Annotated in this window: 8 protein-coding genes and 1 pseudogene; 7 read left to right on the top strand and 2 right to left on the bottom strand. The window is 71.7% G+C overall.

Annotation, left to right across the window (positions count from 1 at the left end):
- Positions 1-229, top strand: a pseudogene (locus VGZ32_RS11725) (signal recognition particle-docking protein FtsY); the annotation flags it as partial.
- Between the two features lie 154 nt (positions 230-383).
- On the opposite strand, the gene VGZ32_RS11720 reads toward VGZ32_RS11725, so the two are convergent.
- Positions 384-980, bottom strand: coding sequence for a hypothetical protein (locus VGZ32_RS11720; RefSeq protein WP_326885977.1), 597 nt, complete (start codon positions 978-980; stop codon positions 384-386).
- Between the two features lie 444 nt (positions 981-1,424).
- Between VGZ32_RS11720 and VGZ32_RS11715 the strand changes: the two genes are divergently transcribed.
- The 5 genes from VGZ32_RS11715 (at position 1,425) to VGZ32_RS11695 (ending at position 9,261) form a co-directional block, all read left to right on the top strand.
- On the top strand, positions 1,425-2,906 hold the full coding sequence (locus VGZ32_RS11715) for a hypothetical protein (RefSeq protein WP_326885976.1): 1,482 nt from the start codon (positions 1,425-1,427) through the stop codon (positions 2,904-2,906).
- A gap of 220 nt (positions 2,907-3,126) precedes the next feature.
- Complete coding sequence (locus VGZ32_RS11710) at positions 3,127-4,509, top strand: ammonium transporter (RefSeq protein WP_326885975.1); 1,383 nt, start codon at positions 3,127-3,129, stop codon at positions 4,507-4,509.
- A 1-nt stretch (position 4,510) separates the two neighbouring features.
- Complete coding sequence (locus tag VGZ32_RS11705) at positions 4,511-4,849, top strand: P-II family nitrogen regulator (RefSeq protein ID WP_326885978.1); 339 nt, start codon at positions 4,511-4,513, stop codon at positions 4,847-4,849.
- Between the two features lie 143 nt (positions 4,850-4,992).
- Positions 4,993-7,377, top strand: coding sequence for a [protein-PII] uridylyltransferase (locus VGZ32_RS11700; protein WP_326885974.1), 2,385 nt, complete (start codon positions 4,993-4,995; stop codon positions 7,375-7,377).
- Positions 7,378-7,659: 282 nt separating this feature from the next.
- Positions 7,660-9,261, top strand: a complete 1,602-nt coding sequence (locus VGZ32_RS11695) for a metallophosphoesterase family protein (RefSeq protein ID WP_349263571.1) — start codon at positions 7,660-7,662, stop codon at positions 9,259-9,261.
- Here VGZ32_RS11695 and VGZ32_RS11690 read toward each other — a convergent pair.
- Positions 9,230-10,141 carry an exonuclease domain-containing protein gene (locus tag VGZ32_RS11690; protein ID WP_326885972.1) on the bottom strand — a complete coding sequence of 304 codons (912 nt, stop codon included), beginning with the start codon at positions 10,139-10,141 and terminating at the stop codon, positions 9,230-9,232. The two genes, VGZ32_RS11695 and VGZ32_RS11690, sit on opposite strands and share 32 nt — an antisense overlap.
- Before the next feature lie 168 nt (positions 10,142-10,309).
- Between VGZ32_RS11690 and ffh the strand changes: the two genes are divergently transcribed.
- The coding region (gene ffh / locus VGZ32_RS11685) for a signal recognition particle protein (RefSeq protein WP_326885971.1) at positions 10,310-11,798 on the top strand (1,489 nt) is incomplete at its 3' end.

The following is an 11,798-nucleotide window of genomic DNA, read 5'->3' as shown; positions in this document are numbered from 1 at the left end:
GGACGCGACGACCGGCCAGAACGGCATGGTGCAGGCGCGGGTCTTCCGCGAGGTGGTCGACATCAGCGGCATCGTGCTGACGAAGCTCGACGGCACCGCGAAGGGCGGCATCGTGATCGCGGTGCAGCGCGAGCTGGGCGTACCGGTGAAGCTCGTCGGCCTCGGCGAGGGCGTCGACGACCTGGCGCCCTTCGAGCCCGCGGCCTTCGTGGACGCACTGATCGGCTAATAGACGCTCTGCGGACAGCAGGGAAAGACACAGCCTCTTCACGAGTAGCCGTGGCGGCGGCGAAAGATCGCGCGGCGGCGCTTTTCCCCGCCACGCGATCTACAGCCGCCATTGGGCCACGGCACTCGTGAAGAGCAGGAAAGACACATGACGCTTAGGGGCGTGCGCTGACTCCGGCGAACGTGCGATAAGGCACCAGGGCCAGCGCACCGAGGATGACGTGCGCGGCGGGAAGCGCCGGACGTGCGCCGGTGGGCGGGCGCAGCCAGGAGCGCTCGCTGAAGGCGCCGGAGGCCGGGCGGGGATCGGCGTCCAGGCTCGCGGGCAGCTCGAAGCGGGCGCCGCGGCCGATCACCTGTGGCGATGACGTGCCGGGGGGCCGGCGGTCCAGCAACGCGTCGATCGACGCGGCACTGCCCGCTCGCACGAGCACCGCGAGCGTGCCGGTTCCCGAGAGCTTCCCTGACCCCGAGGGCGCGGCCAACCCGCCGCCCGGCGCGACGTGCCGGGAGGCGCCGGGGCAGGCGACCACCGGGCCGACCGCCACCCCGAGCCGGTCGAGCCGGGCCAGCGCGTGGCGGACCAGGGCGCCGTCCGCGACGACCACGTCGAACGCGCTTCCGCACTCGGCCAGGATCGGCGCGTCCGGCAGCCGGGTCCACGCGGCGAATACCTTCTCAGGGTCCGTAGTCGCGGGGACGGTCGGGTCGGGACCCACCGGCCAGTCCCACGCGGCGTAGCGCAGCGCCACCGCGCGACGGTCCGTCCGCCGCGGGTCGCCCTGCCGTCGTCCGGCGTGCCGCCGGCTGCTCTGCCGGGGAAGGAGGCCACTGAGTTGCCCGCGCATCATCGTCGTCACACCCTTCTCAACTCCGACGCCCGGGGCCGGGTCACCGCTCGGGACCGCGACCGCGCCGTGCTCACCGGAACGAGCGATGGCGCGCTACAGCCTCCCCCACGGAATAGACCATAGCCGGTCAAAGGGAACACAGAACATGGCGCTGGGTGGCGAATCATGGCGCATTTGCAATTTCGCCTGCATCACGCGCGCCGGACGGTTACGTTCAGCTCATCATCAACTACGCTCCGCCGGACTTCGGTCAGGGTGCTTCGGCATGGGTGCCTCGGGCATCACAGTGCTAGAGCATCAGGGTGCTTCAGGCGGTGGCCGGTCGCGGCAAGGAGGGTTCGGGCGGTGTCGGAGCGTGTCCCGAACGAACTGCTCGGCTCCTGGTTCGTACGCAGCGGATGGTCGAAGGGGGAACTGGCCCGCCTGGTCAACCGGCGCGCCCGGGACTTGGGGGCCACCCACGTCGCCACCGACACCTCCCGGGTGCGCCGCTGGCTCGACGGGGAGCAGCCGCGCGACCCGATCCCACGGATCCTGACCGAGCTGTTCGGCGAGCGCTTCGGCTGCGTGGTCACCCTCAGCGACCTCGGCCTGCGCGAGCCGGCCAGCCCGATCGCCGGCACGCTGGCCGACCTGCCCTGGTCCGGTGAGCGCACCGCCGAGCTGCTCGCCGAGTTCTGTCGCAGTGACCTGATTCTCGGCCGCCGCGGCGCGGGCGGTGGCGCGCCCCCGCTCGCGGCGGGCTCGGCGCTGGTCGAACCCGTGAAGCGGTGGCTGCTGCCCGCGGCCGCGGTGCGCACCGTCGGCGTCGATGCACATGCATCCGTGCCGGCGCCGCGCTCGCGCGGCGGGCGGCTCGCGCTGCTGGCCGAGCAGCTCGAGGAGGCCGCCCGCACCTTCCGCGCGTGGGACGCGGCGGCGGGCGGCGGCGTCCGGCGGGCTGCCGTCGTCGGCCAGCTCTACGAGGTGGCCGAGCTGATCCGGCAGGCCCCCGACCACAGTGGCCACCGGCTGTTCCGGATCGCCGCCGAGATCGCGCTGCTGGCCGGCGAGATGGCCTTCGACTCCCGGCTCCAGGCCACCGCCCAGCGCTACCAGATTCTCGCCCTGCACGCCGCGATGGAGGCGGGCGACAAGGCGCTGGCGGTCGGCATCCTGGCCGCGATGGGCCGTCAGCAGATCTATCTGAAGCGCGCTCAGGACGCACTCGACCTGCTCGCCGTCGGCCGCTCCGGGGCGCGCGGCGAGCTCGATCCGCTGGCCGCCGCGCTGGCCGACGCGGTCGAGTCGCGCGCCTTCGGCGCCCTCGGTTTCGCAGAGGCCTGCCAATACTCCGCCGAGCGGGCGAAGGCGCTGCACGCCAAGGCCCGGGCGCAAGAGCGCGGCGCGGACTGGCTGGCCTGGTTCACCCTGGCCGCCCTCCACACGGATCTCGGCCTGGCCCGCTGCGACCTGGCCGCTCGGGAGCCGAGTGTCGCGGTCGTCGCGGCGGCCGACCTCGAGACGGCGGTCGGCCTGTACGAGCGCGAGTGGCCCGGATACCTGCGCGGCCGAGTAACCGCGCTGGCCGGAGCCGCCGAAGCGCGGGTCATCATGGGCGACGCGTCCGCCGCGGCCGAGCATCTGCGCGCCGCCTCGGCCCTTGCCGTTCGGTTACGGTCCAGACACACAGAAGAGCGGCTGCGCGAAGTCGCCGCCCGCGCCCGGCACCGCTTCCCACAGGACCCGGCGCTGCGGGAACTGTCCGAGCGGCTGCGCGAACCCGCAGGTGTCGGGGCGCCCGGCCCGGCGATCCCGTTCCCCGCGCAAGCGTTCACACGGACGTAACCGGTTTGAGCGATCCGTCACGTCGGTGAAACAACACGCGCCGTGAGTGGTAATGGCTCGACGCGAATGTTCTGCGCAACGACAACTTCAGTCAACTTCCCGTGAACTGTCGGCTGGGCCCAGTCGGCGTCACGCTGCGCAACCTTTCCACTGACACGACCCGGCCGGACGGCGTGCGGCGCCGAACCGCCGGGCGGGCCTCGCGAAGGATACGTGACCGATGCCAACTCTGGACTCTGGCAACACCGCGTGGGTGCTGGCCAGTTCGGCGCTCGTGCTGCTCATGACGCCTGGATTGGCGTTCTTCTACGGGGGCATGGTGCGCGCGAAGAGCGTGCTGAACATGCTGATGATGAACTTCATCTGCATCGCGGTGGTGACCGTGGCGTGGGTGCTGTACGGCTGGTCGGTCTCGTTCGGCAACGCGAACGACGCGAACGGCAGCGGCTTCTGGGGCGGCCTGCAGCAGTGGGGGATGCATGGCATCGCCACCGGCGTCACCTCGGGGCACCCCGGCATCTACGGCTCCACCGGGGTCCCGCTGTTCGCGGTGGCCTGCTTCCAGCTGATGTTCGCGATCATCACCCCCGCGCTGATCTCCGGCGCGATCGCGGACCGCACCAAGTTCGTCGGCTGGACCGTGTACGTCGTCGGCTGGGTCACCGTGATCTACTTCCCGGTCGCCCACTGGGTGTTCTCCCCGAACGGCTTCATCAACGCCAAGCTGCACGTGATGGACTTCGCCGGCGGTACCGCGGTGCACATCAACGCCGGTGCCGGAGCGCTCGCCTGCGCCCTGGTGATCGGCAAGCGGGTGGGCTACCGCAAGGACCCGATGCGCCCGCACAACGTGCCCTTCGTGATGCTGGGGGCCGCGCTGCTGTGGTTCGGCTGGTTCGGTTTCAACGCCGGCTCCGCGCTGACCGCCAGCGGCCAGGCCTCGGTGGTGTTCATGAACACCCAGGTGGCCACCTGCACCGCGGTGATCGGCTGGCTGGCCGCGGAGAAGATCCAGCACGGCAAGTTCACCACCGTCGGCGCCGCGTCCGGCGCGGTCGCGGGCCTGGTCGCGATCACCCCCGCCTGTGCGTCTGTCTCGCCGCTCGGGGCGATCTTCGTGGGCCTGATCCCCGGCTTCGTGTGCGCCTACGCGATCAACCTGAAGAATAAGTTCGGCTTCGACGACTCGCTCGACGTCGTCGGGGTACACCTGGTCGGCGGTATCCTCGGCACCCTGCTCATCGGTTTCTTCGCGGACCCGATCGAGGTGGGCGGCTACACCAACGGCGCCCGCGCGGGCGTGTTCTACCACGGCGGTTTCGACCAGCTGTGGGCCCAGTCCGAGGGCGCCGGCATCGTGTTCGCCTACTCCTTTGTGGTCTCGCTGATCCTGGCCTTCGCGGTACATAAGACGATCGGTCTGCGGGTCACCGAGGAGGCGGAGATCGTCGGCGTGGACCAGAGCGAGCACGCCGAGACCGCGTACGACTGGGGCGGCCTGTCCGGCGCCCTGCACCGCGCGGCGGCGAGCGTGGCCGCCGCGACCGCCCCGGCGGTCGAGTCGATCGCCGGACCCTCCGAGGATGAGAAGGTCGACGCCTGACATGAAGCTCATCACCGCGATCATCAAGCCGTACAAGCTCGACGAGGTCAAAAGCGCGCTCCAGGCCTTCGGGGTGCACGGCCTGACCGTGACCGAGGCGAACGGCTACGGCCGCCAGCGCGGCCACACCGAGGTCTACCGCGGCGCCGAGTACACGATCGACCTGGTGCCGAAGGTCAAGCTGGACCTGCTGGCCGAGGACCACGACGTGGAGACCCTGATCGACGTGATCGCCAAGGCCGCGCAGACCGGCAAGATCGGCGACGGGAAGGTGTGGGTCACCCCGGTCGAGACCGTGGTGCGCGTGCGCACCGGCGAACGTGGGGCCGACGCGCTCTAGCAGCAGTACGGTGGTTGATCGCAACAAATGAAACGCAGCGCTTGATGAACATCGCTTCGTGATTCGGTGGCGGGCGCAGATCCCGGGTTGGGCATCTGCGCCCGCCACCGTTCGCCGCATCCCGAGGTGGGAGAGGACCGGGCATGGGATACGCCCAGCGTCGCGAGGAACTGATCGGGTCGGGGCTGCGTGGGACGAAGCTGCGCGCGGCGCTCGCCGAGGCGGCGGACGCGTGGCTGACCGAACTGCTCGCGGCGGCTCTGACAGCCGGGGCGCCCTCGGGTGACGAGCCGGTCCGCGGCGTGGCCCTCGTCGCGGTCGGCGGCTACGGGCGGGCCGAGTTGTCTCCGGGCAGCGACCTGGACGTGCTCCTGTTGCACGACGCGGGGCGTAAGGGCGCGAAGGTCGCCGAGCTCGCGGACGCGATCTGGTACCCGGTCTGGGACGCCAAGGTGAAGCTCGACCACTCGGTGCGCGGCGTCGCCGAGGCCCGCGCGCTCGCCCGCGAGGATCTGCCGGTGGCGCTCGGCCTGCTGACCGCCCGTCACATCGCCGGCGACCGGACGCTGACGGACGAGCTGCGTACCGCCGCGCTCGCCGATTGGCGGGCCCGCGCGCCCAAGCGGCTTCCCGAGGTCGAGGCTTCGCGCGCGGAACGGCTCGCCCTGCACGGCGAACTGGCCTACCGGCTCGAAGGCGACCTGAAGGAGGCGATCGGCGGGCTGCGCGACGCCAACGCCCTGACCGCGATCGCAGCGTCCTGGCTCGCGGACATCCCGCACGGCGAACCCGACGCCGCCCGCACCCGCCTTCTCGACGTCCGCGACGCCCTGCACATCTCCACCGGCCGTGCGTCCGACCGGCTGCTGCTTCAGGAGCAGGACGACGTCGCGGCGATGCTCGGATTGGCCGGAGCGGACGATCTGCTCGCCGAGGTCGCCGACGCCGCCCGCACCATCGCATACGCCTGCGACGTGGCCTGGCGACGGATCGACCAGGTGCTGGCCGAGCGCGGCCGGTCGGCGCGGCGGCGCGGCGGCGCCGAGCGCGTCCCGCTCGCGGACGGCGTCGTCGCGGCGGACGGCGAGGCGATGCTCGCGCTCGCCGCCGACCCGGCGCGCGATCCGGTGCTCCCGCTGCGCGCTGCTGCTGCGGCGGCGTCGGCCGGACTGCCGCTCGCCCCGGCCGCCCTGCGGCGTCTCGTCGACGATGGCGCGCCGCTGCCGACTCCGTGGCCGCGGGCCGCGCGCGAGGAGTTCGTCCGCCTGCTCGGTTCGGGACCAGGTCTCGTCCCGGTCTGGGAGGCGCTCGACCGCACCGGCCTGCTCGTGCGCCTGCTGCCCGAATGGGAAAGGATGCGATCGCTGCCCCAGCGAAACGCCCTGCACATCCACACCGTGGACCGGCACGCGGTGCAGACCGCCGTCCACGCCGCCTCGCGCACCCGCCGCGTCGCCCGCCCCGACCTGCTGCTCGTCGCTGCGGTCTGCCACGACCTCGGCAAGGGGCTGCCGGGGGACCACAGCGAGGTCGGCGCCGAACTCGTCGAAGGGCTGGCGCCGCGGCTCGGATTCGGTGCGGGGGACACGGCGGTGCTCGCCGCGCTCGTGCGGCACCATCTGCTGCTCGCCCAGGTGGCCGTGCACCGGGACCCGGACGACCCGGCGACGCTCGCGGTGCTGCTGTCCGCCGCGGACGTACCGGGTGGCTCGGTTGGCCCAGGGGAGTTCCTGGCGCTGCTGCACGCGCTGACCGAGGCCGACTCGGAAGCGACCGGTCCAGCGGTCTGGAACCGCTGGCGGGCCGCCCTCTTCTCCGCGACAGCCGACCGCGCGCGGGCGACTCTGGCCGGGCAGGCGACTCGGCCAGCCACCCTCTTCGACGGCTCGGCGCTGGCGCGGCGCGCGGCCGCGGTCCCGGATCGGCTCGCGGTCGTGGCGACCCGGCCGGGCGGGGCCGGGGTCGGGAGCCTCGACGTGGCGCTGCCGGACCGGCTGGGCGTGCTGGCCGTGGTCGCCGGCGTGCTGAGCCTGCGCCACATCAGGATCCTCGGCGCCGAGGTCGAGACCGTCGAGGTGGCGGACGGCGGGGTGACGGAGTCGTGGGCGGTCCAGCGCTGGACCGTCGCCGCCGAATACGGCGAACTGCCCGACATCGCCCGCCTGCGTACCGACCTGCGTTCTGCGCTCGCCGGGCAACTCGACCTGTCCGCGCGGATCGCGTCGCGCGAGGCCGAGCAGCGCCCGGCCGGCCGCGCCGCGCTCGTGGCGCCCGCGTCCGTCGCCGTGCTCGACGACGCGTCCGCGCTCGCCACAGTGATCGAGGTCCGGGCGGCCGACACTTCCGGGCTGTTGCACCGGGTCGCGGCGGCGATCTCCGACGCGGGCGCCGACATCTCGACCGCGCGCGTCGCCACACTCGGGTCCGAGGCCGTCGATGCCTTCTACCTGCGCGACACGTCGGGCGCCCGACTGTCCGCCGACCACGCCGCCGAGGTGGCCGATCGGATCCGCGCCGCGCTGCGCTGATTCGTTGGGGTGATTGTCCGGGCTGATTGTTTGGGCTGAGTGTTGAAGGGCCTTCATCCCTCGTTCACGCCTCGCTCCCGGTGCCGGCGATAGCGTCGAGTCGCATTGTCAGGCTCGCCAGCGCTCCGTCATTCCGCCAGGAGGCGTTCCGTGGAGTCCATCAGCAGCGCACTCGCCACTGACGTCGTTTCAGCTGATGCCGCCTCAGCCGGCGCCCTTTCCGGTAGCGCCGCGCATGTGGGCGCTTTATCTCCGAGCGCTGTGTCGACCGGCGCTGCCGTCTTGGAGTCCTCCCTTAGTCGCCGCGCGGCGCTGCGCACGTTCGCCGCAGGAAGTGCCCTTGCGGCCGCTCCGATTGCGCTCGCCGCGCCGAGAGCCGTCGCGGACGCGGGCCCGTCGACGAACGGTTCCTCCGCCACCGCGTCGTCGCCGCTCCTGTGGCGGCAGCCGGAGAAGCTCGGCGCCCCTCCCGTGGACGGCCTGCACCTGACCTTCGGCGACGATCCGGCCCGCGAGATGGTCGTGTCCTGGTCCACGGTCAACTCTGTCGCCAATCCGCGCGTGCGCTTTGGGACGCCGGACGACGGCTATGGGCGCGAGGCTGACGCCCACACGCGCACCTACATCGACGGGCTGAGTAACCGCGAGGTCTACGTTCACCACGCGCGGCTTACCGACCTGCGACCCGACACCACCTACATCTACGCCGCGATGGCCGAGGGCGTGCTCCCCGACGCAGGCACCTTCCGCACCGCGCCCGTCGGCCGGGTCCCCTTCACGTTCACCAGCTTCGGCGACCAGTCCGTGCCCACCGCCAGCTGGGTACCCGGCGCGGCCACCGGCAGCTACAGCGCCGGGATCACCGGCATCGCCTCGCCCGCGTCGTTCGACATCGTCCACGGCATCGAGCAGGTCCAGCCGCTGTTCCACCTGCTCAACGGCGACCTGTGCTACGCGAATCTCACCACGGACCGCATCCGTACCTGGAACTCCTTCTTCGCCAACAACACCCGCTCGGCCCGCTACCGCGCGTGGATGCCCGCGGCCGGCAACCACGAGAACGAACTCGGCAACGGCCCGATCGGCTACCAGGCGTTCCAGACCCGCTTCGCGGTCCCGAGCAACGGCTCGGCAGACTGGAACGGGCTCTGGTACGCCTTCACCGTCGGCAGCGTCCGCGTCATCGTCCTGCAGAACGACGACGTCGCGCTCCAGGACGCCGGCAACTCCTACGTCAGCGGCTACAGCGGCGGCGAGCAGAAGGCGTGGCTGGAGAAGCAGCTGCGCGCGGCCCGGTCCTCCCGGGAGACCGACTGGATTGTGGTGTGCATGCACCAGGTGATCGTCAGCTCGTCCAACGCGAACGGCTCGGACCTCGGCATCCGGCAGAACTGGGGCCCGCTGTTCGACCAGTACGAGGTCGACCTGGTGCTGTGCGGCCACGAGCACGACTACGAGCGCTCCCTCGCGGTGCGCGGTACCGTCCCCGGCTCCGAGACGCTGACCCCCAACCCAGTTTCCTCGGCCACCGACAACATCGACACCTCCAAGGGCACCGTGCACATGGTGCTCGGCGGGGGCGGGACCGGATCGCCCTCCAACTCGGCCTTCTTCACCGACGGCACCGGCAAGGTGATCACGGCGGTGGGCCCGGTCGGCCCCAGCGGCAAGCGGCCCCCGGTCTACGTGACCGAGCAGGCGGTCTGGTCGGCCTTCCGCGACCTGACCCACCCGTACGGCTTCGCCGCCTTCGACGTGGACCCCGGCGACCGCCCCGGCGGCATGACCAGCATCCGGGTCACCTACTTCAACGTCTCCCAGCCCGACGGCGCCGTCTCGCCGCTCGAGACGTTCACCCTGACCCGGCCTCGCTCAGATCGCTGACCCGCGGCGTCGTCACGGGCGCGGTGAATGGTGCCGGCGCGGCAGACGGCGGCGGCACCGGCGACTGCCGGATCCGCAGCGGCCAACCCGGCTCGGGCTGGTAGACCTCGCCGCGCCGGGCCTTGTACGCCGCGAAATCCTCGTCCGATCTGACCTTCCACTCCACCTGCCGCGCGTGCAGCTCGCTCGGCGTCGCCGCCGCCAGATCCGGAAACCGCGCCGCCTGCGCCTTGGCCACACCGAGAGCGGCCAGCGCGTCCGCGCAGGCGTCGTGCGGGCTCTCGATCACCACCCCGTAATACGCACACTGCGCTTCCAGGGTCCTGCTTCCCTTCCGGTACCGGTCGAGCGTGCGGTCTATCAGCAGCGGATCGACGATCGGGGCGACGGCGCGCACCCGGTCGCGCAGAGCCTTGAGACCGTGCCGCTCCAGCTCCGCCTCCAGCAGCGTCAGATCGAACGGGGCGTTGAACACGATCAGCGGGGCCCCCGCGGAAAGGTGCTCGGCGAGCAACGTCGCGATCCGCTCCAACGCCACCGCCGGATCGCCGCCGTGCAACCGCGCGTGCTCGGTGCTGATCCCGTGCACCGCGGCCGCACCCGCCGGGATCTCCACGCCCGGGTCCACTAAGAACTCGTGCCGCGCCCCGGCCGAGGTTACGAACGCGGCCGACACCAGCCGGGCGGAGAAGGGGTCGGTGCCGGTGGTCTCGCAGTCGTACGAACCGAGCAGCCCGCTGTGCCATCCTGGCGAGGGCGCGGGTAGGCAGCCGGAGTGGTAGACGGCCCACGCCCCGGACTCGCGGCGCAGTTCCCCGCTCTCAGCGGGAACGGTGTCTCCGCAGGTCTTGCATGCACCGGCGTACCGGTTCGGCGCCATGCCGCCACCGACCTCTCAGCTCGACTGACCCTCACGATAGGCGACCGCACCGACAACGAACGGCCACCGGATACCCTGGGAAGCAGTACCGGGGCAACCTGGAGACCACACAGAGAACTGTTCCTTACAGAAACTGTTCCTTCGAAGCAGCGAGGATCTGACGGCGCCGTGTTCGACACGCTTTCCGACCGGTTGGCAGCGACCTTCAAGGCCCTGCGGGGCAAAGGGCGACTGTCCGAGGAGGACATCGACACCACCTGCCGCGAGATCCGCATCGCGCTGCTCGAGGCGGACGTCGCGCTGGCCGCGGTGCGCCCGTTCGTCGCGGCGGTAAAGCAGCGCGCGCTCGGCGCCGAGGTCTCCCAGGCGCTGAACCCCTCGCAGCAGGTCATCAAGATCGTCGACGAGGAGCTGATCCGGATCCTCGGCGGCGAGACCCGCCGGATCCGCTTCGCCAAGCGCCCGCCCACCGTGATCATGCTGGCCGGCCTGCAGGGCTCCGGAAAGACGACGCTGGCCGGCAAGCTCGGCCTCTGGCTCAAGGGCCAGGGCCACACCCCGGTGCTGGTCGCCGCCGACCTCCAGCGGCCCAACGCGGTCACCCAGCTCCAGGTGGTCGGCGAGCGCGCGGGCGTGCCGGTGTTCGCCCCGGAGCCGGGCAACGGCGTCGGCGACCCGGTCAAGGTCGCCCGCGACTCGATCGAGTTCGCCCAGGCCAAGCTCCACGACGTGGTCATCGTCGACACCGCCGGCCGCCTGGGCATCGACCAGGTGCTGATGAAGCAGGCCGCGGACATCCGCGATGCGGTCTCGCCGGACGAGGTCCTGTTCGTCGTCGACGCGATGATCGGCCAGGACGCGGTCACCACCGCGCAGGCGTTCCTCGACGGAGTCGGCTTCGACGGCGTGGTGCTCACCAAGCTCGACGGCGACGCCCGCGGCGGCGCGGCGCTGTCCGTGGCGCAGGTGACCGGCCGTCAGGTGATGTTCGCCTCCAACGGCGAGAAGCTCGACGACTTCGACGTCTTCCACCCGGACCGGATGGCCTCCCGGATCCTGGGCATGGGCGACATGCTCTCCCTGATCGAGCAGGCCGAGCGGACCTTCGACGCCCAGCAGGCCGAGGAGATGACCCGCAAGCTGCTCGGCGGCGACCAGTTCACCCTGGACGACCTGCTGGCGCAGATGGAGCAGCTGAGCAAGATGGGCTCGCTGCAGAAGATCCTCGGCATGCTGCCCGGCATGGCGGAGCTCAAGCAGCAGATCGCCAATGTGGACGAGCGCGAGGTCGACCGGGTCCGGGCGATCATCCGCTCGATGACCCCGGCTGAGCGCACCGACCCGAAGATCCTCAACGGCTCCCGCCGCGCCCGTATCGCCAAGGGCTCCGGGGTGACCGTGTCCGCGGTCAACAACCTGGTGGACCGGTTCTTCGAGATGCAGAAGATGATGAAGTCGGCCGGCCGCGGCGGCTTCCCCGGCATGCCGGGCATGCCCGGCTTCGGCCCCGGTGGCGGCCGCCGGATGTCCGCGAAGCAGAAGGCGAACGCGCAGGCCGCCCGCAAGAAGGGGCGCAGCCGCTCGGGCAACCCGGTCAAGCGCGCGGCGGAGGATCAGGCCAAGGCGGAGCGGGCTGCCACGGGTCCCGCGCTGCCGC

Source organism: Actinocrinis sp., from assembly GCF_035938995.1.
In the GTDB taxonomy this organism is placed as follows: Bacteria; Actinomycetota; Actinomycetes; order Streptomycetales; family Catenulisporaceae; genus DASZGI01.
Note: the sequence above shows the minus strand (reverse complement) of the source record. Positions and strands in the feature narration are given on the sequence as shown.

Coding starts and splice junctions, on each gene's coding strand:
- VGZ32_RS11710 (WP_326885975.1), top strand. CDS start 3,127: ATGCCAACTCTGGACTCTGGCAACACCGCGTGGGTGCTGGCCAGTTCG.
- VGZ32_RS11705 (WP_326885978.1), top strand. CDS start 4,511: ATGAAGCTCATCACCGCGATCATCAAGCCGTACAAGCTCGACGAGGTC.
- VGZ32_RS11700 (WP_326885974.1), top strand. CDS start 4,993: ATGGGATACGCCCAGCGTCGCGAGGAACTGATCGGGTCGGGGCTGCGT.
- VGZ32_RS11690 (WP_326885972.1), bottom strand. CDS start 10,141: ATGGCGCCGAACCGGTACGCCGGTGCATGCAAGACCTGCGGAGACACC.